The sequence below is a fragment of the Ruegeria arenilitoris genome (assembly GCF_013032445.1).
Taxonomy (GTDB): Bacteria; Pseudomonadota; Alphaproteobacteria; order Rhodobacterales; family Rhodobacteraceae; genus Ruegeria; species Ruegeria arenilitoris_F.
The window spans coordinates 92,979-115,124 of the sequence record NZ_WQCA01000011.1; the positions used below are offsets into that span (position 1 = coordinate 92,979).

At 57.1% G+C, this 22,146-nt stretch carries 27 protein-coding genes; 11 read left to right on the plus strand and 16 right to left on the minus strand.

The features are described from left to right. Window positions 1-354: a YbaN family protein gene (locus GOW98_RS17340; RefSeq protein WP_170334293.1), complete on the plus strand. Its 354-nt coding sequence runs from the start codon at window positions 1-3 to the stop codon at window positions 352-354. Here the strand turns inward: GOW98_RS17340 and GOW98_RS17345 are convergent. The 7 genes from GOW98_RS17345 to GOW98_RS17375 all read right to left on the minus strand — a co-directional run bounded on the left by GOW98_RS17345 (window position 344) and on the right by GOW98_RS17375 (window position 7,706). Continuing rightward, on the minus strand, window positions 344-1,237 hold the full coding sequence (locus tag GOW98_RS17345) for a ParB/RepB/Spo0J family partition protein (RefSeq protein ID WP_170334295.1): 894 nt from the start codon (window positions 1,235-1,237) through the stop codon (window positions 344-346). The two genes, GOW98_RS17340 and GOW98_RS17345, sit on opposite strands and share 11 nt — an antisense overlap. A 20-nt stretch (window positions 1,238-1,257) precedes the next feature. Beyond that, window positions 1,258-2,061: a ParA family protein gene (locus GOW98_RS17350; RefSeq protein ID WP_170334297.1), complete on the minus strand. Its 804-nt coding sequence runs from the start codon at window positions 2,059-2,061 to the stop codon at window positions 1,258-1,260. After that, a complete protein-coding gene (gene rsmG / locus GOW98_RS17355) occupies window positions 2,054-2,668 on the minus strand; it encodes a 16S rRNA (guanine(527)-N(7))-methyltransferase RsmG (RefSeq protein WP_170334299.1) in 615 nt (204 codons plus the stop codon). The genes GOW98_RS17350 and rsmG overlap by 8 nt, the downstream gene beginning before the upstream one ends. Next, window positions 2,665-4,533, minus strand: coding sequence for a tRNA uridine-5-carboxymethylaminomethyl(34) synthesis enzyme MnmG (gene mnmG, locus GOW98_RS17360; RefSeq protein ID WP_170334301.1), 1,869 nt, complete (start codon window positions 4,531-4,533; stop codon window positions 2,665-2,667). The genes rsmG and mnmG overlap by 4 nt, the downstream gene beginning before the upstream one ends. Window positions 4,534-4,545: 12 nt before the next feature. Then, entirely contained in the window at window positions 4,546-5,832 is a 1,287-nt protein-coding gene (gene mnmE, locus GOW98_RS17365) for a tRNA uridine-5-carboxymethylaminomethyl(34) synthesis GTPase MnmE (RefSeq protein ID WP_170334303.1), read from the minus strand. Between the two features lie 30 nt (window positions 5,833-5,862). Next, window positions 5,863-7,134 (minus strand): transcription termination factor Rho, encoded by a 1,272-nt coding sequence (gene rho, locus GOW98_RS17370; protein ID WP_170334306.1) that lies wholly within the window; start codon window positions 7,132-7,134, stop codon window positions 5,863-5,865. Window positions 7,135-7,256: 122 nt separating this feature from the next. After that, a complete protein-coding gene (locus GOW98_RS17375) occupies window positions 7,257-7,706 on the minus strand; it encodes a CopD family protein (RefSeq protein ID WP_170334308.1) in 450 nt (149 codons plus the stop codon). 404 nt (window positions 7,707-8,110) lie between these two features. On the opposite strand from GOW98_RS17375, the gene GOW98_RS17380 reads away from it, so the two are divergent. Genes GOW98_RS17380 through dnaQ form a run of 4 tightly spaced genes read left to right on the plus strand, consistent with a single transcriptional unit; the run spans window position 8,111 to window position 10,845 of the window. Continuing rightward, window positions 8,111-8,710, plus strand: coding sequence for a Maf family protein (locus GOW98_RS17380; protein WP_170334310.1), 600 nt, complete (start codon window positions 8,111-8,113; stop codon window positions 8,708-8,710). Beyond that, complete coding sequence (locus GOW98_RS17385; protein WP_170334312.1) at window positions 8,707-9,540, plus strand: shikimate dehydrogenase; 834 nt, start codon at window positions 8,707-8,709, stop codon at window positions 9,538-9,540. The genes GOW98_RS17380 and GOW98_RS17385 overlap by 4 nt, the downstream gene beginning before the upstream one ends. Next, window positions 9,537-10,130 (plus strand): dephospho-CoA kinase, encoded by a 594-nt coding sequence (gene coaE, locus GOW98_RS17390; protein ID WP_170334314.1) that lies wholly within the window; start codon window positions 9,537-9,539, stop codon window positions 10,128-10,130. The genes GOW98_RS17385 and coaE overlap by 4 nt, the downstream gene beginning before the upstream one ends. Further along, window positions 10,123-10,845, plus strand: coding sequence for a DNA polymerase III subunit epsilon (gene dnaQ, locus GOW98_RS17395; protein ID WP_170334316.1), 723 nt, complete (start codon window positions 10,123-10,125; stop codon window positions 10,843-10,845). Before coaE ends, dnaQ begins: the two co-directional genes overlap by 8 nt. 27 nt (window positions 10,846-10,872) lie before the next feature. On the opposite strand, the gene secB is transcribed toward dnaQ, so the two are convergent. Beyond that, a complete protein-coding gene (gene secB / locus GOW98_RS17400; RefSeq protein ID WP_170334318.1) occupies window positions 10,873-11,370 on the minus strand; it encodes a protein-export chaperone SecB in 498 nt (165 codons plus the stop codon). A 64-nt stretch (window positions 11,371-11,434) separates the two neighbouring features. Then, window positions 11,435-11,923 (minus strand): FxsA family protein, encoded by a 489-nt coding sequence (locus tag GOW98_RS17405; RefSeq protein WP_170334320.1) that lies wholly within the window; start codon window positions 11,921-11,923, stop codon window positions 11,435-11,437. A 107-nt stretch (window positions 11,924-12,030) separates the two neighbouring features. Here GOW98_RS17405 and GOW98_RS17410 point away from each other — a divergent pair, with 107 nt between their 5' ends. From GOW98_RS17410 to GOW98_RS17420, 3 genes are read left to right on the plus strand one after another with little or no spacing between them, the layout of a single operon-like run. Continuing rightward, window positions 12,031-12,690, plus strand: coding sequence for a Tim44/TimA family putative adaptor protein (locus tag GOW98_RS17410; RefSeq protein WP_170334322.1), 660 nt, complete (start codon window positions 12,031-12,033; stop codon window positions 12,688-12,690). After that, the gene (gene mltA, locus GOW98_RS17415) at window positions 12,687-13,727 is read left to right on the plus strand and encodes a murein transglycosylase A (protein ID WP_170334324.1); all 1,041 of its coding nucleotides are present in this window, start codon (window positions 12,687-12,689) and stop codon (window positions 13,725-13,727) included. The genes GOW98_RS17410 and mltA overlap by 4 nt, the downstream gene beginning before the upstream one ends. After that, window positions 13,727-14,314, plus strand: coding sequence for a Smr/MutS family protein (locus tag GOW98_RS17420; RefSeq protein ID WP_170334326.1), 588 nt, complete (start codon window positions 13,727-13,729; stop codon window positions 14,312-14,314). The genes mltA and GOW98_RS17420 overlap by 1 nt, the downstream gene beginning before the upstream one ends. Here GOW98_RS17420 and GOW98_RS17425 read toward each other — a convergent pair. From GOW98_RS17425 to hslU, 3 genes are all read right to left on the minus strand, one after another. Then, window positions 14,311-15,531, minus strand: coding sequence for an MFS transporter (locus tag GOW98_RS17425; RefSeq protein WP_367646863.1), 1,221 nt, complete (start codon window positions 15,529-15,531; stop codon window positions 14,311-14,313). The genes GOW98_RS17420 and GOW98_RS17425 overlap by 4 nt on opposite strands. Further along, entirely contained in the window at window positions 15,528-16,628 is a 1,101-nt protein-coding gene (locus GOW98_RS17430) for an alpha/beta hydrolase (protein ID WP_170334328.1), read from the minus strand. The genes GOW98_RS17425 and GOW98_RS17430 overlap by 4 nt, the downstream gene beginning before the upstream one ends. Window positions 16,629-16,724: 96 nt before the next feature. Then, entirely contained in the window at window positions 16,725-18,032 is a 1,308-nt protein-coding gene (gene hslU, locus GOW98_RS17435) for an ATP-dependent protease ATPase subunit HslU (RefSeq protein ID WP_170334330.1), read from the minus strand. Window positions 18,033-18,223: 191 nt separating this feature from the next. On the opposite strand from hslU, the gene GOW98_RS17440 reads away from it, so the two are divergent. Continuing rightward, a complete protein-coding gene (locus tag GOW98_RS17440; protein ID WP_170334332.1) occupies window positions 18,224-19,465 on the plus strand; it encodes an MFS transporter in 1,242 nt (413 codons plus the stop codon). Here GOW98_RS17440 and hslV read toward each other — a convergent pair. Then, on the minus strand, window positions 19,457-20,014 hold the full coding sequence (hslV, locus tag GOW98_RS17445) for an ATP-dependent protease subunit HslV (RefSeq protein WP_170334334.1): 558 nt from the start codon (window positions 20,012-20,014) through the stop codon (window positions 19,457-19,459). The two genes, GOW98_RS17440 and hslV, sit on opposite strands and share 9 nt — an antisense overlap. A 196-nt stretch (window positions 20,015-20,210) precedes the next feature. On the opposite strand from hslV, the gene GOW98_RS17450 reads away from it, so the two are divergent. After that, window positions 20,211-20,405: a DUF1127 domain-containing protein gene (locus GOW98_RS17450; RefSeq protein WP_170334336.1), complete on the plus strand. Its 195-nt coding sequence runs from the start codon at window positions 20,211-20,213 to the stop codon at window positions 20,403-20,405. 57 nt (window positions 20,406-20,462) lie between these two features. On the opposite strand, the gene GOW98_RS17455 is transcribed toward GOW98_RS17450, so the two are convergent. Further along, window positions 20,463-20,825, minus strand: coding sequence for a Lin0512 family protein (locus tag GOW98_RS17455; protein WP_170334338.1), 363 nt, complete (start codon window positions 20,823-20,825; stop codon window positions 20,463-20,465). Then, window positions 20,822-21,172 (minus strand): Lin0512 family protein, encoded by a 351-nt coding sequence (locus tag GOW98_RS17460; protein WP_170334340.1) that lies wholly within the window; start codon window positions 21,170-21,172, stop codon window positions 20,822-20,824. Before GOW98_RS17460 ends, GOW98_RS17455 begins: the two co-directional genes overlap by 4 nt. Window positions 21,173-21,364: 192 nt before the next feature. On the opposite strand from GOW98_RS17460, the gene GOW98_RS17465 reads away from it, so the two are divergent. After that, a complete protein-coding gene (locus tag GOW98_RS17465) occupies window positions 21,365-21,721 on the plus strand; it encodes a hypothetical protein (protein WP_170334342.1) in 357 nt (118 codons plus the stop codon). Between the two features lie 65 nt (window positions 21,722-21,786). Here the strand turns inward: GOW98_RS17465 and trxA are convergent, their stop codons facing one another. Continuing rightward, window positions 21,787-22,107 carry a thioredoxin gene (gene trxA, locus GOW98_RS17470; RefSeq protein WP_170334344.1) on the minus strand — a complete coding sequence of 107 codons (321 nt, stop codon included), beginning with the start codon at window positions 22,105-22,107 and terminating at the stop codon, window positions 21,787-21,789. Window positions 22,108-22,146 lie beyond the last annotated feature (39 nt).

Genomic DNA, 22,146 nt, shown 5'->3' on the forward strand with positions numbered 1-22,146 from the left:
ATGCAATATATCTGGGCCATTCTGGGATTGATCTGCGTCGGGCTTGCGATGGTGGGCGTTGTTCTGCCCCTGTTGCCAACGGTGCCGTTTCTGCTTTTGGCTGCGTTCTTTTTTGCCCGCTCATCCTCGCGCCTGCATAATTGGCTGATCACGCACCCCTCATTCGGACCGCTGATCGTGGATTGGCAAAGCTCTGGCGCCATTCGTCCAAGAGCAAAAAAGGCGGCCACCGTTTCGATCGCCGCCGTGTTCGGGCTGTCACTTCTGTTGGCCCTGCCCTCACACGTCCTGATCATTCAGGCCGTGGTGCTGAGCGCGGTGATGATCTTTATCTGGACCCGTCCTAACGGCTGAGCTTGGCGCAAAGATCGTCCAGCTGATCCAAGTTTTCATAAGTCAGAACAACCTGTCCGGTTTCGGTTCCGGCCTTGTGATTGATCGAAACCTTCATCGCCAGAATCGCGGAAAGATCCTTCTCAAGCGCCCTCGTATCGGCATCCTTGCCCGCATCCAGGTTTCTGGAGCGCGGAGCAGCCTTAGCCGGATCACCGTTTTGTTTCTTCACCAGCGCCTCGGTCGCACGCACCGATAGCCCGTCCCTCACAACGATTTTCGCCAGTTCGGACGGGCTTTCCGCCGTAATCAGTGCCCGCGCATGACCTGCAGACAGTTTTCCTTCGATCACAAGCGTCTGCACGTCCAGAGGTAGAGACAGTAATCGCAGTAGGTTCGCGATGTGACTACGGCTTTTACCCAGCGCTTCTGCCAGTTTTTCCTGCGTATGCCCAAACCGGTCCATCAGCTGTTTGTAGCCTGCCGCCTCTTCGACGGCATTCAGGTCTGCACGCTGAATGTTCTCGATAATCGCGACTTCCAGCACTTCGGTATCGTCAAAATCACGGACAATGACCGGAATATCGTGCAGCTGCGCCATTTGGGCGGCGCGCCAGCGGCGCTCACCTGCCACGATTTCATATTCGCTGCCGTTGATTTCCCGCACGATCAACGGCTGAATGATACCTTTTTCTTTGACCGAAGCCGCAAGCTCATCCAGCTGATCCGGCGAAAACGTTCGCCGCGGCTGGTTCGGATTGGCGCGAAGCTTTTCAATCGGGACTTTCATGTCTGGTCGGCGGGGTTCAGACGGGACCAATCCTTCAGTTTCTTGCGTTACATCTGCCATCAGAGCCGACAATCCGCGGCCCAAACCTCTGGGTTTTGATTTCTTGACGGCCACTGAGCCCTCCTCACTGCCGCTCAGGCGGCGGCTTTCTTATTCTTATGAATGACTTCGCGCGCCAGATGCCGATATGCCATCGCCCCCAACGACCCCGAGTCATATTGCAGAACCGGCAAAGCGTACGACGGCGCCTCGCTGACCCGCACATTTCTGGGTATCTTGGTTTTAAATACCATCTCACCCAGATTGTCACGCGCGTCTTTTTCAACCTGACGGGACAAGTTGTTGCGGTTGTCATACATTGTTAACACAACACCTTCGATTCTGAGGTCCGGATTCGCGGTTTGACGGACCTCTCGTATCGTCAGCATCAATTGCGATAAGCCCTCCAACGCAAAGAACTCGCTTTGCAACGGAACCAGAACGGAATGGGCCGCAACCATGGCGTTTACGGTCAGCAGATTCAGAGATGGTGGGCAGTCAATGAGCACAAAATCCAGCTCAAACTTGTCAATTGGCGTCTGGCGCAGCGCGTCATGCAGTAGATAGCTGCGCTTTTCGTTGGAAATCAGTTCAATATCGGCCGAACTCAGATCAACGGTTGCGGGGATCACGAACAGGCCTTCGATTTCGGTCTCTTGCACCACCGCCTCAAGCGGCGCGTCGTCAAGGATCAAATCATAGGTCGTCCAGTCCCGGTCTTCGACGCCAAGGCCGGTCGAGGCATTGCCCTGTGGATCGAGGTCAACAACCAGAACCCTGCATCCTGCTTCTGCCAGACCAGCGGCCAGATTGATCGCTGTCGTCGTTTTTCCCACCCCACCCTTTTGATTGGCAACCGCAATTATCCGGGGCCCTGAGGGACGAGACAGATCAACCACGCGATACTCCTTTGATCCTTAGGATAACAGCTTGGGGTTCAGTTAAACTTGTAATCGGCTCGCACTCGAAATTCCATTGCTCGCGTGCAGCTTCCAGCTCTTTTTTCCAGCTTGCACCTTTCGGCAACAAAGCAATACCGGTTTTTCCTAAATGTCTGTCACAAAATGACAATAATGCCTTCAGATCGGCAAGCGCCCGCGCAGACAACACCTCTGCCTGCAACGGCACCACAGTTTCGATTCGCTTTGAAATGACAGCACAATTGGCGCCGCATTCCCGTGCCACACTGCGCAGGAAGGCCGATTTGCGCTGGTCGCTTTCCACGAAAGTGAATTTGGCATCTGGTGCTTCCTCTATGGCCATGATCGCGCAGACCATACCAGGGAATCCACCACCGCTGCCCAAGTCCGCCCAGGTTTTGTACGTGCCTGCACAGCGGTATACCTGTACGGAGTCCAGAATATGCCGCGCCCAGATGTCCTTTAAACTATTGCGGGATACCAGATTGATCTTTGGATTCCAGCGTTGCACCAGATCTACATAGGTCTCGAGCCGCTCGAATGTTTCACGTGAAACACTCAAACCATCAAAGATCTCTTGGCTCATGCCTTGCGTACCTTTTGTTCACGCCTCAATTTGGCCAACAACAGTGTAAGCGCGGCTGGTGTTACTCCTTCGACGCGCCCGGCCTGAGCAATATTCAAGGGTCTGGCCAGTGACAGCTTCTGTTTCATCTCGGATGACAGGCCTTCCAACGCGGAGTAGTCAAAATCCCGTGGTATTTCATAGGATTCATCGCGTTTCATCGCTTCGACATCCTTTTTCTGACGCGCTATGTAGTTGGCATATAGCGCATCCCGCTCGACCTGGAGGCGGATGCCCGTTTCGACCGCCTCCAACTCCGGGACAAGAGGAACCAAATCATCAAATGAAACGTCGGGAAACGCCAACAACGCCATACCATCCCGACGATTTCCGTCCTGATTGACGTTGATTCCGACGGCTCGCACCTCTTTCTGCGTATATGTTCGATCGGTCAGCTTGGACTTGACGGCGGTGAGTTTGTCCATCTTTTCGCCGAAACGACTCTGTCGCTCCTTTCCGACACACCCAAGGCCGATGCCTATCGGTGTCAGTCGTTGATCCGCATTGTCAGCCCGCAAGGACAGACGGAATTCCGCACGAGAGGTGAACATACGGTACGGTTCGGCCACACCGCGTGTGGTCAGATCGTCGATCATCACGCCGATATAGCTGTCGGCCCGAGTGAAATGAATGGGATCGCGACCCAAAACGGCCAAGGCAGCATTCAATCCGGCCACCAAGCCTTGGGCAGCTGCTTCCTCATATCCTGTGGTGCCGTTGATCTGGCCCGCAAGATATAGACCCGGTGCATCAGGTAAAGACAGTGACGACGTCAGAACGCGGGGATCAACGTAGTCATATTCAATCGCGTAGCCCGGTTGTAAGATTTCGGCCTTCTCCAGACCCTTTATTGAACGTACATAATCCTGTTGTACGTCCTGAGGCAAAGAGGTCGAAATACCGTTCGGATAGATCGTGTGGTCTTCAACCCCTTCCGGCTCCAGGAAAATCTGGTGAGAATCCTTTTCCGCAAATCGAACTATCTTGTCTTCGATCGAAGGACAGTATCTCGGCCCCACCCCATCGATATGCCCCCCGTACATGGCAGATCGGGACAGGTTCTTTTCGATGATCTCATGGGTGCGTGCGTTTGTATGCGTGATTCCGCACGAAACCTGGGGTGCCACAACGGATGTTGAGAGAAAGGAAAACAACGAAGGATCGTCGTCTCCGTCCTGACGTTCAAGATCGGACCAGTCGATTGTCCGACCGTCCAGCCTTGGCGGTGTCCCTGTTTTCAGGCGCCCCATCGGCAGATCAAGACTATCCAAGCGTTCCGCCAGTTTGACCGAGGGCCTATCCCCCATCCGCCCTCCTGGCCTGGAAACATCACCGATATGGATAATACCTCGTAAGAAGGTTCCCGAAGTCAGGATAACGGCACCGGCGTGGATTTCTGTATCGTCTGCCAACTTGATTCCGACCACCTTAGGACCGTCCATCAAAAAGTCGACGACCTCTCCAACCACGACAGTCAAATGATTCTGCGCCTGCGTCTCCTTTTGCATCGCGGCCCGATACAACGCGCGGTCAGCTTGGGTTCTGGGGCCCTGCACCGCCGGTCCTTTTCGGCGATTCAGCAAACGGAACTGAATGCCCGCCTGATCTGCAACCCGTCCCATGACGCCGTCCAGCGCATCAATCTCGCGCACCAGATGCCCTTTTCCCAAACCTCCGATGGCGGGGTTACAGGACATCACACCGATATCAGAGGCGGACAGAGTGACCAGAGCCGTCTCTACCCCCATCCGTGCGGCAGCATGCGCGGCTTCGGTTCCGGCATGACCCGCGCCAACAACAATCACATCGAACTTTGAATGTTTCACGTGAAACACTCCCTACTTACCCAGACAGAAACTGGAGAATATCTCGTCCAGAAGGTCTTCGACCCCAATCCTGCCAACCAGTGTTTCCAAGGCACGGATCGCCGTGCGTAGTTCTTCAGCAGCGATATCATACAGGTCTGGCCCTGATTCCAGAACCGCCATCGCTGCACCCAATGCCGTCCGGGCATCAATCAACGCGACACGATGCCGTTCGCGAGTTGCAATACCATGACTGGTAGATCGCTTACCCAAAACACACGATATATGGGAGATCAGCTGATCAATCCCCTGCCCCGTTTTCCCGGAAATCCCGCCATTGCCATCCTCACGGAGATCAGATTTCGGCAGCATCTGAATATCACCGTCCAGCATCTGAACGCCAAGCTCTGATGGATCTTCGGTTAAAAATACCCGCAAATCAGCCGAGTCCGCGCGTTTACGGGCCAGCTCAATCCCAAGATTTTCGACGTGATCCTCGGTCTCGCGCAAACCGGCCGTATCCAGCAGCGTCACCGGCAACCCGGCCAGATCCATCCGAACCTCGATCACATCGCGGGTCGTGCCTGCATATTCCGAGGTGATCGCGGCCTCACGCCCCGCCAAGGCATTCAGCAAGGTCGACTTGCCCGCATTTGGCAGGCCGACAATTGCCACTTCAAACCCGGTCCGGATGCGTTCGGCAATCTTGACGCCATCCGCCTCACGCTGCAGGTCCTGCATGACACCGGTCACCAGTGTCTGCACTTCCGGTGTGACGTCCGTTGGCACTTCTTCGTCGGCAAAATCGATGACGGCTTCCAACAGCGACGCCGCTCGGATCAGATGACGGCGCCAGCGTTCGGCCAATCCACCCAGTTCCCCGGCCAAAATGGTCTGCGCCTGTTTCCGCTGCGCTTCGGTTTCCGCGTCGATCAGGTCGGCCAGACCTTCGACCTGGGTCAGGTCCATTTTTCCGTTTTCCAACGCGCGGCGCGTGAACTCACCGGGTTCTGCAAGGCGCAGCCCGTCTGTATCAGACAGGCAGCGCATCACTGCGTTGACTGAAGCGGTGCTGCCGTGAATTTGCAGCTCGGCCACGTCTTCTCCGGTGAAGCTGGCCGGCCCCTGGAAGGTCAGGATCAACCCGTCATCCAGTCGCGAACCGTCATCCGCATACAAGGATCGAACCCGCATACCACGGGGCGGCAGCGGGTCGCAGGTCAGGCCAGCCGCAGCAGAATGCGCTAAAGGGCCAGAGAGGCGGATCACCGCCACCCCTGCTTTGCCCTGTGCGCTGGCCAAGGCGAATATCGTATCCATTCGAAGGCCTCGCGTCAGTTAAGACCTGTGTCAGGTGTTCATCGAATCGAAGAACTCACCGTTTGTCTTGGTCTGCTTCAACTTCGACAACAGGAATTCGATCGCATCGGTGGTGCCCATCGGGTTGAGGATGCGGCGTAGGACAAAGGTCTTGGCCAGATCGCCCTTGTCGACCAGCAGATCCTCTTTCCGCGTACCGGACTTGAGGATGTCGATGGCTGGGAACACGCGCTTGTCGGCGATCTTGCGATCCAGAACGATTTCCGAGTTACCGGTACCTTTGAATTCTTCAAAGATCACTTCGTCCATCCGGCTGCCGGTATCGATTAGCGCGGTGGCGATGATGGTCAGCGAACCACCCTCTTCGATATTCCGCGCCGCACCAAAGAAACGCTTGGGTCGTTGCAACGCATTTGCGTCCACACCACCGGTCAGAACTTTACCCGAGGACGGCACTACAGTGTTAAAGGCCCTACCAAGCCTTGTGATAGAATCAAGAAGAATAACAACATCTCGTTTATGTTCGACCAATCGCTTGGCTTTTTCGATGACCATTTCCGACACGGCCACGTGGCGCGTTGCCGGTTCGTCGAAGGTCGAGGACACAACCTCACCCTTCACCGAGCGCTGCATGTCCGTCACCTCTTCCGGGCGTTCGTCGATCAGCAACACGATCAGATAGCATTCGGGGTGGTTCTGTTCGATCGAATGCGCGATGTTCTGCAGGATCACGGTTTTACCGGTCCGCGGCGGCGCCACGATCAGCGAACGCTGGCCTTTACCGATCGGCGCAACCAGATCAATCACACGGGCCGACTTGTCCTTGATGGTGGGATCTTCAATCTCCATCTTCAGACGCTCGTCCGGATACAGAGGCGTCAGATTGTCGAACAGGATCTTGTGCTTTGCCTTTTCAGGATTTTCAAAGTTGATCTTGGTGACATTGGTCAGCGCAAAATAGCGTTCATTATCATCAGGTGCCTTGATCTCGCCTTCCACCGTGTCACCCGTCCGCAGCGAGTGCTGACGGATCATGTCGGGCGAGACATAGATGTCATCCGGACCCGGCAGATAGTTTGCCTCGGGCGAGCGCAAGAAGCCGAAGCCGTCCTGCAGCACCTCAAGCACGCCATCGCCGCCGACAGTCCAGCCTTCATCCGCGCGTTCGCGCAGAATCTGGAACATCATCTCGCCTTTGCGCATGGTCGAGGCGTTTTCGATCTCTAGTTCTTCGGCCATCGCCAGAAGGTCTTTGGGGCTTTTGGCTTTCAGGTCGGCCAGATTCAGGGATTCAGTGGACATGATACATACCTTCACCGCTTACTGCGCGGCACGAAGTGGAATTTCAGTACGGAAAATACGCCGCCCGGACGGGCGTGTTGATCCCTACATAAGCGCGGCAGTCGTCGGAGTCAAACAGGCCGTCAGAACTTCAGAATGACCGCCAGGACTATGGCAACCATCAGAATGGTCGGAACCTCGTTCATCATGCGATACTGCCGTCCAGTGAGCTTATTTCGGCCCTCAGCGAAGTCCTTGCGCCGTGCCATCAGCCAATGATGGAACCAGGTCATCCCAAGCACCGCTGCGCCCTTCACCCAGGGCCAGGACCAATCCCACCCAACGATGCCGGGCGTGAACACCATGATCAGCCCGCAAACCCACGCCACGTACATTGCCGGGCGCATGATCACGCGCAGCAGCTTGTCTTCCATTTCAAAGAAAATGGGTTCCGCCCCGTCGACGGCTTGTGCCTTTTCTACGTGATAGACGAACAGTCTGGGCAGATAGAACAATCCGGCCATCCACGAGATCACGGCCATGATGTGTAAAGACTTCACCCACGGGTAAATCGTGAAAAGAAGATCGGTCATTCTGGCTCCGGGCGTTGCTCGGAACTCTCCCTAATAAAAAAATAAGAAAAGAAAAAGGAAGATGGTTTTGTAGGGTGAACAAAATCCGTGGATTACTTTTTTACACATGTGTTTTCCCCAGGTGGAAAGTTTTTTGGTTCAGGGGTATGATTCTGTGAGTTTCGAAAATAATAACATAATTTCAAATATTTAAGAACAACGTCCTGCAATCTGTCTGGGGATAAATCGTGGAGTATCTGTGGAGCTCCCGCTTATCCCCCCTGTCTGACTTATCCTTGTCCCGGATGGACAGCGTTCGAGCGACTCAGGGAAGTTTTGCGCGAAATTCCCGGGGTTGCGTGTCAATCGGAAAACCATACAAACCGTCCCAGAACGCTCAACTACTTGCACACGGGGTTGTCCACATGTCTGTCCCCATCATTTTGGCCTCAGGCTCATCCATTCGCGCGCAGCTGCTGGAAAACGCAGGCGTGCCGTTTTCCGTTCAGGTTGCCCGCTTGGACGAGGATACCATGAAACGCGCGCTGCTGGCCGAAGGCGCCCCGCCCCGCGACATCGCCGACGCTCTGGCCGAGATGAAGGCCCGCAAGGTCAGTGACAAAACCCCCGGGGCGATGGTTCTGGGTTGCGATCAGGTGCTGGACTTTGAAGGGCAGTTGCTGTCCAAACCCGAAACGCCCGAGGACGCTCTGGCGCAACTCAAGGCGATGCGGGGCAAACGTCATATGCTGTTTTCGGCTGCGGTGATCTATCAGGATGGTGAGCCGATCTGGCGCCACGTTGGACAAGTGCGCCTGCGGATGCGGATGAGCTCGGACGCTTACCTGCGCGACTATATCGACCGCAACTGGGACAGCATCCGCCATGCGGTTGGCGCCTATAAGCTGGAAGAGGAAGGTGTCCGCCTGTTCGCCACCATTGACGGCGACTATTTTAATGTCTTGGGTATGCCCCTGTTGGAACTGCTCAATTTTCTGGCCGTCAAAGGGGTGATCGATCAATGACGCATAACCGAATTCCATTGGCCGGGGTGATTGGGCACCCGATCGCGCATTCCAAATCGCCCCAACTGCATGGCCACTGGCTGAAGAAATATGGTCTGGCGGGGCATTACGTTCCGATGGACGTGGCCCCGGATGATTTTGAGACCGTCCTGCGCACTCTGCCTAAGGCCGGGTTTGTCGGCACCAATGTGACCGTTCCCCATAAAGAAGCCGCGCTGCGCATTGCCGATCATGTGTCTGGACGCGCATCGGTCATAGGTGCCGCGAATACGCTGGTGTTTCAGGAGGACGGTTCGATCCACGCGGACAACACCGACGGCTATGGATTCCTTGAGAACCTGCGCAGCGGTGCACCGGATTGGACACCCTCGGGCGGCCCGGCGGTGGTGTTTGGCGCAGGCGGCGCGGCGCGGGCGGTATTGCAGAGCTTGCTGGACGCGGGCGTGTCCCAGATCATGCTGACCAACCGCACCCGCGAACGTGCAGACCAGTTGCAGGAGGAATTCGGTGACCGCATTTCCGTTGTTGATTGGCTACAGGCGGGAAATGTCATCGAAAACGCGGAACTGGTGGTCAACACAACTTCATTGGGGATGTTGGGGCAGCCGGAATTGCGGGTTCCGCTGGATGGATTGCAGCCCGGTGCGGTGGTCACCGATCTGGTCTATGCCCCGTTGAAGACGCACTTGTTGCAAGCGGCGGAACAGGCCGGCTGTACCACCGTCGACGGCTTGGGCATGTTGCTGCATCAGGCAGTGCCTGGATTCGAAAGCTGGTTTGGTGTCCGCCCCGAGGTGACCGATGATCTTCGTGCGGCGGTTTTGGGATGAGTTTCGCGCTTGGCCTGACGGGCTCAATCGGGATGGGCAAAAGCACCACGGCGCAGATCTTCGTCGATGAAGGCTGCGCGCTGTGGGATGCGGATGAGGCCGTACATAGACTCTATTCAAGGGAAGGAGCCGCCGTTGAGCCCATGCAGGCAGCCTTTCCGGATGCGATTGTTGAGGGTACCGTCAGCCGCGATGTGCTGAAACAGATCATCGCGCAGGACCCAACTGCGTTGAAACAGATCGAAGCCATCGTGCACCCGCTGGTGGCCACCGACCGGGCCGCATTCCGCGAGCAGACCAAGGCGGATATTTTGGTGTTCGACATTCCTTTGCTTTTTGAGACCGGTGGCGATGCGGCGATGGATGCCGTCGCCTGTGTTTCCGTTCCGGCTGATGAACAAAAGCGCCGCGTGATGGAACGCGGTACCATGACCGAGGCTCAGTTCGAGCAGATCCGCGCCAAGCAGATGCCGAATGACGAAAAATGCGCGCGGTCGGATTATGTGATCGTGACGGATACGCTGGACCACGCCCGCGCGCAGGTGCAGGATGTTGTCAGGCAGATACGGGCGGGGATGGCAGATGCGTGAGATTGTACTCGATACCGAAACCACGGGGTTTGACCCCGAAAGCGGCGACCGGATCGTTGAAATCGGTGCGGTCGAGCTGTGGAACCACGTGGCCACCGGTGAGACCTATCACGTCTATATCAACCCCGAACGCTCGATGCCCGAAGAGGCGTTTGGCGTGCATGGCATCGGCCCCGACCTGCTGGAAACCCCGCGCCCGCCTGAAAAGGGTGAGGTGACGCTGAAAGACAAGCCTGTCTTCGCCAAGGTGGGTCAAGGCTTTCTGGATTTCATCCAGGATTCCAAGCTGGTCATCCACAACGCGTCCTTCGACATGAAATTCCTGAACGCGGAACTCAGATGGTTGGGCCTGCCGCAGATTCCGGTGGATCAGGCGCTGGATACGCTGGCGATTGCGCGCAAACGGTTTCCCGGTTCGCCCGCCTCTCTGGATGCGTTGTGCCGGCGGTTCAATATCGACAATACCAACCGGGTGCTGCACGGGGCGTTGCTCGACTCGGAGATTCTGGCTGAGGTTTATCTGGAACTGATCGGCGGACGGCAGCCGGATTTCGGACTATCGACATCCGCGTCATCGGGCGCAGGTGGTCAAGATGACTGGCGACCAACGGCGCGCCCGACACCACTGGCGTCAAAGATCACCGACGCAGAACGCGCGGCGCATGAGGAATTTGTGGAAAAACTGGGCGAAAACGCCCTGTGGACCCGCGCCTGATACCAATCCCGGCGCGGGTCGTACAGATTAAGCTTCGGCTTTCTGTGCTTCGGCCTGACGACGCATCAATTCGTTGCGGTACAGTCCGACAAAATCGATATTGTCCAGGTTCACCGGTGGATAGCCACCGTCGCGGGTGATGTCGCTGACGATGCGGCGCAGGAACGGGAACAGCATCCGCGGACATTCGATCATCAGGAACGGGTGCAGCTGGTCGTCGGCTACGCCTTCGATGTGGAACAGGCCGCAATAGTCGATCTCGCACAGGAACAGAACGTCCTCCATGCCCTTGGCTTTCGACTTGAGGTTCAGCTTGATTGCCACTTCGTATTGATGCTCGGTCGAACGCTTTTTCGCATCCAGATTCACCTGAACTGCGATCTCGGGCTGAACGTCACCTGACACGCCTTTTTGCGCCATCACGTTTTCAAAAGACAGGTCGCGAATGAATTGTCCCAGAACGCGCATCTGAATTTGCGGTGCAGCCTGCGCCGCGGTGTTTTCTGCAGGGCTTTCGTCAGCCATGGATCTACTCCGAAAATGAAATTCGCTTCTGCTTAACAAGTTGGGCGCGGCACCTCAATGCAGGTCACGGGCCTTCGACCCATTTCGATGGCTTCGAGGGGTCCTGACGGGGCCGGACCTCGGTAAATTCGCCGTCGATCACGTCATCGTCAAACGGTGCTGGTCCGGACCGGAACTGCGCCCCGGTGCCCATCTGGAACTGTGTGATAGTCACTCTTGACTTGAGATAGCGGAACACCGCCACCCGAATGCCCGGAATAAGCAGCGCAAAGCCGACCGCATCTGTGAAGAACCCGGGCGTCAACAGCAGTACACCCGACAACAGGATCATAGCACCATGGGCCAATGGCTCGGTCGGATCGTCCAGTTCGGCAAAGGATCGCTGCAGATTGGCCAGCGCCATGCGACCTTGTGTCCTGACCAATGCAGCGCCCAGAACGGCCGTCAGAACCACAATTGCAAGGGTTGGCCACAGGCCAATCAGACCGCCAACCTGAATGAACAGGGCAATCTCAATGATCGGGACCAATAAAAATGCCAAGAACAGATACATTTGCGTTATCCTTTACCAGAGGCCGGGCGGTGGACTTGCCACGAACTGTCACCTACATAGTGGCATGAGGCTGCGTATACAAAGCCGCAGTCTGAAAAGAGGATGAAATGAACGAACCGATGATCCAGTTGCTGGTCCTGGCCGGAATTGCCGTTTTCCTGATCCTGCGCCTGAAAAGCGTGCTGGGCACGCGTGAAGGTTTTGAGAAACCTCCTGTTCAGAAGCAGCCCGATACACAGAATGCCCGTCGCGGGTTCGAGGTGATCGAAGGCGGCCCGGATCACGACATCACAGACCATGTCGCCGAAGACAGCGAACAGGCGCAAACTCTGGCTGCGATGAAGCGGGTTGAGCCCAGCTTTTCCGTCAGTGAGTTTGTGCAGGGTGCACGCGGCGCCTATGAGATGATCGTCATGGGGTTCGAAAAAGGAAATCTGGACGAAATCCAGCCTTTCCTGTCCGAAGAGGTGTTTGATACCTTCGTTTCCGTCGTTGCCGATCGGGAAGACAAAGGCCTAACCATCGAAGCCGAATTCATTGGCGTCCGCGAGACCTCGCTGGCTGATGTGAAGTTCGACAAAGATACCAATCAGGCCGAGATCACCATGAAGTTTGTGGGTGAACTGACCTCGGTCGTGCGGGATCGCGGCGGCGATATCATCGAAGGCAACCCCAACACCGTCAAACGCCAAAAGGACAGCTGGACCTTTGCCCGTGTGATGGGCTCGGACGATCCGAACTGGCTGCTTGTTGCCACGGACGCATGATTGCCGCACTCCGGTCGCTTTTACTGGTGGGCGCGATGACCACCGCAAGCGCCGCCGGAGCTGAGGCGACGCGCTCAATCCTGTCGTTTGACGATCTTGAAGGCTGGGCCGCCGATGACCACGGGGCGGCCCTTTCTGTTTTTCTGAACACTTGCGGCGATCTGGACGACCCGGATTGGCGGGCGCTGTGCCACGTGGCGCAAACCTATGAGGCCGACGCCGCGCGATCGTTCTTTGAACTGTTCTTCCGCCCGGTTCTGGTCGAAGACGGCAAAGATGGACTGTTCACTGGATACTTTGAACCCGAACTGGACGGGTCCCGCACCCGGACAGACCGTTTCAAATACCCAATCTATAAGATGCCGCCCGAAGCGCGAGCTGAAGGGCTGTGGCTCAGCCGCCGTGAAATCCTGACCGGTGAGGCCATGACGGACCGGGGGCTTGAGATTGCCTGGGTCGATGACCCGGTCGAACTGTTCTTTCTACAGATTCAGGGGTCGGGCCGTATCCGCCTTGCCGGTGGAGGGGCGTTGCGCGTGGGTTATGGCGGTGCCAACGGGCACCCCTATCGCTCCATCGGCTCGGAACTGATCCGGCAGGGTGCGTTGGGCGCACATCAGGTCAGTGCCCAGATGATCAAGGCCTGGGTGCGCAAGAACCCTGAGGCCGGGGCGGAGTTGCTGCTTCACAACCCCTCTTACGTATTCTTCCGAGAGGTCACCCGCGTCGCGCCTGAATTCGGGCCGCTGGGTGCGATGAACCGATCCGTCACCACTATGCGTAGTATCGCTGCCGATCCGGCCTATACGCCACTGGGGGCTCCGGTCTGGGTGGAAAAAGACGGCAAAGAACCGCTGCGTCGGCTGATGATCGCACAGGACACGGGCGCGGCCATCAAGGGGGCGCAGCGGGCGGATATCTTCTTTGGCACTGGTGATGAGGCCGGACAAGCCGCCGGACGTTTGAAAGATCCGGGCCGAATGGTCCTTCTGCTGCCGATCCAGCGCGCCTACGCCTTGATCCCGGACGAATTCTGATGACCCGGCGCAAACTGACCGAAGAAGAGATCGAGCTATGGCGCAAGGTCACCAAACAGGCTGAACGCCTGCACCCGGAACTGCCGCAATCGGTGCATCCGACCACCCTGCCAAAGCCCAAACCGACCAAAGCACCAAAGATACGTCTGGAGGGGTTTGAGGTTGGCCAGACCGCCCACGTCAAGCCGGTGCGTCATGCACTGAAACCTTCAGTCACCGATAGCCTGCGCGCCAGCCCGGTGCAGATGGACACCAAAGCGTTTGGGCGGATGAAACGCGGAAAGTTAAAGCCCGAAGGAAAACTTGACCTGCACGGGATGCGCGTTGACACAGCACACCCGGCGCTGATCCGCTTTGTCCTGACATCGCAGGCGCAGGGCAAGCGGCTGGTTCTGGTGGTGACCGGCAAAGGCAAGGACCGGGATGAACCCGGCCCGATCCCGACCCCGCGCGGCGTGCTGCGTAACAATGTGCCGCACTGGCTGTCGATCCCGCCGTTGGCGCAAGCCGTGCTGCAGGTGACACCTGCCCATATCAGTCACGGTGGTGATGGGGCCTACTACGTATATCTGCGGCGCAGCCGTTAGAGCTCGGATCGGGCGCGGCGGATACCGATCCAACACAGCGCGCAAACCAGCACAAAGAAGACGGCGATCCATAGGAACTGAGTGCCCAGCGAAATGCCTCGATCAATCAAAACGCCGGTCAGAGCCGGGCCGATGGCCGATCCCAGCACCATGACCGCCGTTGCCAGCGCCTTGATCGCGCCGATATGCCGAGTGCCGTAGAACTCGGCCCAGAAGGCACTGGGTAATGTCGTGTTCGCGCCGACGGTCAGGGCCAGAAAGATCAGGCCGACCAATGCTCCGCCGATCGTGTCCGTGACCGAGAGGATGGCAAAGCCAACCGCCATGGGTAGCTGGTAATAGGGCATGATGCGTGCCGTGCCCCACCTATCAAGCGCCCAGCCCGCCGCAAACATCGACAGGATCGACATACCTGTAAACATCGGGAACAGGGCCACCAGTTGGATATGGGGCCAGTCCTTGACCGCAGCTAAATGCACCTGATGGAAGAAAAAAGCGGTTATGAAGGCCGATGGCCCAAGGATTGCAGGGGCCATGAACCAGAACAGCGGATGAAGCAGCGCCGCGCGCCGGGTCCAATGGCGGTCCTGCATCCCGGTGGCGGTGTGATCGCCTGTCAGGCTCTGCGGGGTGCGTTCATGCCGTAATAAACCCATCAGGACCGGGATACCTGTGATCGTCACCCCCGCGGCGACCACCCATAACCAGCGCCAGTCCAGAAAAGCCATTGCGGCGACAAAGATAAGGGGCAGCAGGGATTCCCCAATCGCATAACCCAGCGAGGCAACGGACAGGGCCTTGCCCCGAGTCGCTGTGAACCAGCGCGCCATGGCGACTTGCGCCAGATGGATGCTCATCCCCTGCCCGAACAGGCGCAACAGAAAGATCATCACGGGCAACAGAAACAGCGCAGTGTTCGTGGCCATCGCCATCGCTGCCATCGCCAAACCGGCCAGAACAACCGGCCCCAATATCCGCACGCGGAAGATGTCGGTCAGGCCCCCGGCCCAGATCATCACAATGGCCGATACCGTGGTGCCCAGCGAATAGATCGCGCCCCATGAGCCGTGGGTCAGGCCGAACTCCGTGCGGATATGGCCCGAGAAGATCGAGATGAAGAAGGTCTGTCCAAAGCTGGACATGAAGGTCAGAAGGACGCCCGCACTCAGCCAGTTTGCATTTTCAATCAGATACCGGCGCAGGCTGAACCCTGTCACGGGGTTGTCACCTCGGCCTCACCGGTTTCCGTCAGGACGATCTCGGTTGCGCCATCTGGGTTGCGTTGACTGGGCGGTACCAGAACATCGATTCCGGGCCGTTCATCGGGACCGAACGTGTTGCTGACCCGCCGGACCGAACTGAGGATTGCCAGCAACGCCGGAGAGGTGGCGGCCACAAAATGCGAGGATTCAGCATCGCTGTTGAAGGCCGTAGTGTCGATCACATTGATCGGATACTCGGCCAGCGAGTCGACCGAGCTGATATTACCAAGTCTTTCTCCTTCGTCCGTGCCACGCAGGCGGGCCGAGATGTTCAGGATTTTGTCTTTCTGCGACACCATAACAATAAAGGGATCTGGCGGTGTCTTGATCCGCTCCATCTGCGAGCGGAACAAGTCCACGTCCAGATCGGGTGAGATCAGTACGACGCCTTCGAGGTTCCTGTTGGCCCAACCGGGTTCCTGCAATTCGGCCTGCCGCATCATCTCCATCGACAAGGCGCTCCCCATGGAATGCGCCACCAGAATGACACGCTTAACACCCATGGATTTCAGTTCGCGGATTGTTTGCTCTAACCCGTCGCGGGCAAACAGCATACTGTCCAGATCGTAGGCATAGCCGTACCCTGTCGCGCGGCTGGGCCAGGAATAAACAAGGATCTGTCCGGGCAGACCAATGTCATGGGATAACTGCGCCGCGCGGAAGATGGTTTCCGTTTGGGTCGAGTTATAGCCGTGCACAAAGATCGTAACGTCGTCCTGTCCGCGAAGATGCTCTCGTAACCCCTGTGGTCCATTCAGTTCGGTTATGTCCGCCAGAACGAATTCTTTTTGTGGGTTCGGGTTGGCGTAGGAAAACTTCAGCGTTCCTGGTGTGTGGTTCGGCGGGATAGAAACTTTGGTTTCCAGGTATTGCAGCGTTTCGCCACGCCGGAAGCCGTATGACCCATCCACCTCACGTGCGCGCGATGTGCTGGCAAACACGGTTTTGGGTGTACCCACGGTCAGGGCCGAGGGCACAGTTTCCGTGATCGTCCTGTCGACGCAGGCGGTCACAGACAGTGAGGCAATCAGAACAATAAAATAGCGCAGCACGGGCAGACCTCGGAAGCTTTTGCGCCAAGCTATCGATTTCTGGCCCCGCGTCCAGCAACATGGGGCAATAGGAACGGCAAAAACCGGCTGGCCGTGTTACAGAACGTAACGGCTGAGGTCGGTGGATTTGGTCAGCTCACCCAGATTGTCGTCCACGAACTGCGCGTTCACGGTAATCTCGGCTCCGGCATGATCGGGCGCGGTAAAGGACAGCTCTTCGAACACTCGCTCCATCACCGTGTAAAGCCGCCGTGCGCCAATATTCTCGACGGTCTGGTTCACATCCGCAGCAATACGGGCCAGCGCCGCGATACCATCTTCGGTAAAGCTGACGGTGACCTCTTCGGTGCCCATCAGGGCGGTGTATTGCAGGGTCAGGGCGTTGTCGGTCTCGGTCAGGATGCGCACGAAATCTTCTTCGGTCAGTGCACGCAGTTCCACGCGGATCGGCAGTCGGCCCTGCAATTCCGGCAACAGGTCCGAGGGCTTGGCGATGTGAAACGCGCCAGAAGCGATGAACAGAATATGGTCGGTTTTCACCGGGCCATGCTTGGTGCTGACGGTGGTGCCTTCGATCAGGGGCAGCAAATCGCGCTGCACCCCTTCGCGGCTGACGTCGCCGCCGCGTACTTCGGCGCGGGCGCAGACCTTGTCGATCTCGTCCAGAAACACGATGCCGTTCTGTTCCACGGATTCCAACGCTACGCGGTTGACGGTTTCATCCTCCAGCAGTTTGTCGGCTTCTTCCCCGATCAACGCATCATAGCTTTCGGCGACTGTCATGCGTTTCTTGACGGTGCGCCCGCCAAAGGCCTTGCCGAAGATATCGCCCAGATTCATCATGCCCATCTGACTGCCGGGCTGGCCGGGCACGTCAAACATCGGCATCGGATTTGAGGTGTCGGACAGTTCCAGCTCGATCACCGTATCGTCCAGCTCACCCGCTTTCAGCTTTTTGCGGAACATCTCGCGGGTGCCTTCGCGGGCGTCGGTGCCGGCGATGGCCTCGATGACGCGGTCTTCGGCGGCCTGATGCGCCTTGGCTTTCACATCCTCACGCATGTATTCACGGGTCTGGATGATGGCGGCATCGGCCAGATCGCGCACGATCTGTTCCACGTCGCGCCCGACATATCCGACCTCGGTAAATTTGGTGGCCTCAACCTTGATGAAGGGCGCGCGAGCCAGTTTGGCCAGACGGCGGCTGATCTCGGTCTTGCCAACGCCGGTGGGGCCGATCATCAGGATGTTCTTGGGATAGACCTCATCGCGGATGTCATCGGCCAATTGCTTGCGCCGCCAGCGGTTGCGCAGGGCTACGGCGACGGCACGCTTGGCATCCTTCTGACCGATGATGAAACGGTCCAGTTCCGAGACAATCTCGCGCGGGGTCAGGTCGGTCAAAGCGTAGTCCTTCCGGTCGGCATATCAAAGCTTGGGCTTAGGTAATCACCGCTGAGGCGAAAACAACCAAGCCTTTTTCATTAGCAGCGTTGGTTAGCAATGCCCCACCCGGTTTGCAAATGCTTTCCATAGGTGAAATCCGCCCGCTCTGATACAGTGTTTTCAAGGCGTTGAGGGTCAGGAGCGCGGACATGACGAAAATTGCCAAGATTACTTTGCTGTTTGTGGTGTTTGTGGACCTGATCGGACAGGGGCTTGTCTTCCCGATCATCAACTCACTGATCATGGAGACGAAATCCGGTTTTCTACCCGACAGCACTCCCGACGGCCGCCGACATTTTTATTACGGGCTGGTGATCGGGTGCTTTTTTCTGTCGTGGTTTCTGGGGGTGGTCTATGTCTCGAAGGTATCGGATTCCATCGGGCGCAAAAACGCTTTGCTGGTCTGTTTGGGCGGAGCGTTGGCAGGCTATGCGATTACCATTGCCTCGCTTTATATGGACAGCCTGCTGCTGCTGATCCTGGGCCGGTCGATCACGGGGTTCACGGCTGGCAACCAGCCGATTGCGCAGGCGGCGATGATTGACGGCAGCACTGATGCAGCCGACCGGGATCGCAACATGGGGTATATCGTGACCGGCGTCAGCTTTGGCCTGGTCGGAGGCCCGATCATTGGGGCGGTCCTGTCGGATTCGGCGCTGCTGGGCAGTGTCGCCACGCTGAAAACCCCGTTCTACGGTGCTTTCGTTCTGGTGTTGATCGCCATTTTCCTTGTGCTGTTCTTCTTCAAGGATACGCGGACCGAGCGCGCTGCCTTTGTTTTCCGCCCCCGTGATATCACCGACAGTCTGATTGCCGTGCGCGGGCATCCGATGGTTCTGAAAATCCTGCCAGTCTATGCGTTCTTCATGATCGCCAACGTGACTTTCTATGTCTTTGTCGACAATTTCCTGACCAGCCGCTTTGGTTATGGCGTGATCGGCGGCAGCGTGGCGATGGTGGTGATTGGCTTTGCGCTAGCGTTTTCCAGTACCTTCCTGGTGAAACCCGCGCAGGAGAGATTCAGCAAGCACCAGATCGTTTATACTTCGCTGGTTGTCATGGTGATCTGCGGCTTTGCCTTTGCCTTCAGCCCCAGCGGGGTGCTGAGCTATGTGCCAGTCTTCTTCTTCTATTTCTTCTTCGGCGTTTCTTACCCAACCCTACTGGGTCTGTTTTCATCCAGCGTCAGCGAGACGGATCAAGGCTGGGTCATGGGTGTGACCACGGCGGTCTTCTGCCTCGCCGGAGGGATCATGTCCCTGATCGGCGGCGGGCTGATGAGCATCGACATCCGCGTGCCCTATTACATCGTGATCATCGTCGCGATCTTTGGCCTGATCGGGATGCATCGCCGTTGGAAAGGAAAAGAGATCAAAGCGTTGTTAGCCTGAAATGGTTTCCACCGTTAGATTTCCGTTCGTGTAGACGCAGATATCGGCGGCGATTGCCATCGCCTCACGCGCGACCTGTTCGGCCTCTTTGTCGCTGTCCATCATCGCGCGGGCTGCGGCCAAGGCGAAGTTTCCGCCCGATCCGATGGCCGCCACGTTGTGTTCCGGCTCCAGCACGTCGCCTGCCCCGGTGATCACCAGCAGATCCTTGCCGTCGGTGACGATTAGCATCGCCTCGAGCTTTTGCAGGTACTTATCTGTGCGCCAGTCCTTGGCCAATTCGACCGAGGCGCGGGCCAACTGTCCTGGCGTGGCCTCAAGCTTGGCTTCCAGTCGTTCCAGCAGGGTGAACGCATCGGCGGTCGATCCGGCAAATCCAGCCACAACCTCGAACCCGCCGGGCGACAGGCGGCGCACTTTGCGGGCGGTGCCTTTGATCACGGTTTGGCCCAAGCTGACCTGTCCGTCGCCGGCAATCACCACCTGGCCGCCCTTTTTGACGCCAATGATCGTTGTGCCATGCCAACCGGGAAAATCGCTGTCTGCCATCAGGGCCTCCGTTCTTCGCTGGCATCCTATATGGGCCGGTCCCGTCCGCAGCGCAACAGTTCACAAACTGCCTAAATGATATGCATAAAACGCAAATCGGGGTTACCGGACTAGCAATTGTGAGACTCGGCACTTGAGCCTAAATGAAACTCACAACCGACGAAGGGTCGGCTGTTTCAGTTTAAGGAATGCGCAAATGGCAACCACCGCAAATATCCATGCGCCGCTCGGAGCAGCTACCATCCTGCATGTAGTGGACGCGTTCACCGCAGCTTTTGAAAAAGCGGCCGAATGGAACGAAACCCGCAAAACTCGCGCGCTGCTGGCAGAGCTGAGCGATGCACAGCTGGACGATATCGGCCTGTGCCGTGCGGACATCGACAAAGTCTGATCCGCCGTCAGTACGACCGCAAAAGATGAGCCGCTCGCCAGAGCGGCTTTTTCTTTGTCAGGACAGTTTGTATAGGCCGGAAAGATCCGGCAGGAACGCTTCGATCGCGGCGGTTGCCACAACATGTCGGGTTCCGGCCTCGGTATCTTCAACGTCCAGCCCGCCTTTGACGGCCCGTACCTCGGCCCGACCTCGGGGCAGATCGGCCGCGACCAACTCACAATTCACGCGCTCCGGCTGCTGCACGCCAATCGTGACCATCACACGCATCTCGGCATGGTCGATGCCCAGTTTGGAAAACAGAGTGATCGAGGAATGGTGCAGCGCATCCTGCACCGCCCGCCGCGCCGCCTTGGTGTAGTCCTGACCGTAAAGGTCATTCCCTGTGCCCATCTCAAGGATGATACGTTTTTCGGTCATTCCACTGGCTCCATGTCGAAGGAAACAACGACGGCCGCGTTGGCAATAACCGTGCGCCCTTCGGTGTGGGGTTTTTCGATATCCAACCCGCCCTGCGTGACGGTGATATTGGGCTGGCCATAGGGAAAGATCACTTTCAGCGCGTCCTTGTCCACCTGATCAGGTTTCTGCACGCCAATTTCGGCGTCGATGATCATCGCCTCTTTCGGGAAATCGAACAGCTCGGCCATGTTGACCGAGTTGTGCCAAAGCGCGTCCTTGATCGCCCGCAAAGCCGCTTCGGTGTAGTCCTCACGGCGCAACGACGTTCCCATTCCGAATTCCACAAGCACCCGTGTACTGGGCATGTCATCTCCTGTCGTTAGTTCCCATGCCAACCTGCACGAGTTTCTGTAAATTGTAAGAATGAAAACGATGCATGATGTCGGGCAAGGCTTGATTACCGAAAACGCATTTGTGGACAGAGCGATGTAAAATCTCGGAAATTTCGTTTAAAGTCAAAGCCATTAATTTGTGCGGTCGTGAAAGGAATTTTTGTGATGAGGTCGTTTCAGCTCATGTCATTGGTGGTGGTATTAGGTTGTGCCGTGACGCAGGCGTCAGCCGAAGAGATTGAAAGCAAACACAAGTTCATGGAACTGGTCGTTGGCAAAAAGCTTGTTCAGGGACAGGCTTGGGTGAAAATACTCAAAAACGGCGTGGTTGAAGGCAAAGGCCCCGAAGGCGGCAGCATCAGCGGCTCATGGGAATGGAAAGGCACGCATTATTGCCGGGACCTTGTGATCGACGGCGTACCCCTGCCCCATGATTGTCAGGTCGTTTCCCTCGCGGATGACTCAGTCACATTCACGCACAAGGATGGCAGTGGGATTTCTGTGAGCTGGACAATCGAGTGACGGATTTTGAAAAAAGAAAGGGTGCCCAATTCAAGGCACCCTTTGCATCGATATTCTGAAGGCAATCAGATCGACTCGTCGATCCAGCTTTGCAGCGCCGCTTTCGGGGCGGCACCAGCACGGTTCGAAATAACCTGACCGTCCTTGAAGATGAACAGCGCCGGGATGCCGCGTACGCCCATGGCGGCGGCTGCGTTCGGGTTGCTGTCCACGTCGACTTTGGCGATTTTGATCTTGTCACCGTATTCAGCGGCCAGCTCTTCCAGAGCGGGGCCAATCTGCTTACAGGGGCCACACCATTCGGCCCAGAAATCGACAACCACGGGGATGTCGGAATTCTTAACCTCGGCGTCAAAGGTATCGTCGGTTACGGCTACGGTCGACATTTCATGTCTCCTGAATGGGGTAAACTCGGGAACAGAACG

Excerpts from the sequence above, each read along its gene's own strand:
- GOW98_RS17410 (WP_170334322.1), top strand. The coding sequence starts at position 12,031 with ATGAACGAACCGATGATCCAGTTGCTGGTCCTGGCCGGAATTGCCGTT.
- GOW98_RS17405 (WP_170334320.1), bottom strand. The coding sequence starts at position 11,923 with ATGTATCTGTTCTTGGCATTTTTATTGGTCCCGATCATTGAGATTGCC.
- GOW98_RS17465 (WP_170334342.1), top strand. The coding sequence starts at position 21,365 with ATGAGGTCGTTTCAGCTCATGTCATTGGTGGTGGTATTAGGTTGTGCC.
- GOW98_RS17450 (WP_170334336.1), top strand. The coding sequence starts at position 20,211 with ATGGCAACCACCGCAAATATCCATGCGCCGCTCGGAGCAGCTACCATC.
- hslV (WP_170334334.1), bottom strand. The coding sequence starts at position 20,014 with ATGGCAGACAGCGATTTTCCCGGTTGGCATGGCACAACGATCATTGGC.
- GOW98_RS17375 (WP_170334308.1), bottom strand. The coding sequence starts at position 7,706 with ATGACCGATCTTCTTTTCACGATTTACCCGTGGGTGAAGTCTTTACAC.
- GOW98_RS17460 (WP_170334340.1), bottom strand. The coding sequence starts at position 21,172 with ATGCCCAGTACACGGGTGCTTGTGGAATTCGGAATGGGAACGTCGTTG.
- dnaQ (WP_170334316.1), top strand. The coding sequence starts at position 10,123 with ATGCGTGAGATTGTACTCGATACCGAAACCACGGGGTTTGACCCCGAA.
- secB (WP_170334318.1), bottom strand. The coding sequence starts at position 11,370 with ATGGCTGACGAAAGCCCTGCAGAAAACACCGCGGCGCAGGCTGCACCG.
- rsmG (WP_170334299.1), bottom strand. The coding sequence starts at position 2,668 with ATGAGCCAAGAGATCTTTGATGGTTTGAGTGTTTCACGTGAAACATTC.
- GOW98_RS17340 (WP_170334293.1), top strand. The coding sequence starts at position 1 with ATGCAATATATCTGGGCCATTCTGGGATTGATCTGCGTCGGGCTTGCG.
- coaE (WP_170334314.1), top strand. The coding sequence starts at position 9,537 with ATGAGTTTCGCGCTTGGCCTGACGGGCTCAATCGGGATGGGCAAAAGC.
- mnmE (WP_170334303.1), bottom strand. The coding sequence starts at position 5,832 with ATGGATACGATATTCGCCTTGGCCAGCGCACAGGGCAAAGCAGGGGTG.
- GOW98_RS17385 (WP_170334312.1), top strand. The coding sequence starts at position 8,707 with ATGACGCATAACCGAATTCCATTGGCCGGGGTGATTGGGCACCCGATC.
- GOW98_RS17380 (WP_170334310.1), top strand. The coding sequence starts at position 8,111 with ATGTCTGTCCCCATCATTTTGGCCTCAGGCTCATCCATTCGCGCGCAG.
- mltA (WP_170334324.1), top strand. The coding sequence starts at position 12,687 with ATGATTGCCGCACTCCGGTCGCTTTTACTGGTGGGCGCGATGACCACC.
- trxA (WP_170334344.1), bottom strand. The coding sequence starts at position 22,107 with ATGTCGACCGTAGCCGTAACCGACGATACCTTTGACGCCGAGGTTAAG.
- GOW98_RS17440 (WP_170334332.1), top strand. The coding sequence starts at position 18,224 with ATGACGAAAATTGCCAAGATTACTTTGCTGTTTGTGGTGTTTGTGGAC.
- GOW98_RS17455 (WP_170334338.1), bottom strand. The coding sequence starts at position 20,825 with ATGACCGAAAAACGTATCATCCTTGAGATGGGCACAGGGAATGACCTT.
- GOW98_RS17420 (WP_170334326.1), top strand. The coding sequence starts at position 13,727 with ATGACCCGGCGCAAACTGACCGAAGAAGAGATCGAGCTATGGCGCAAG.
- rho (WP_170334306.1), bottom strand. The coding sequence starts at position 7,134 with ATGTCCACTGAATCCCTGAATCTGGCCGACCTGAAAGCCAAAAGCCCC.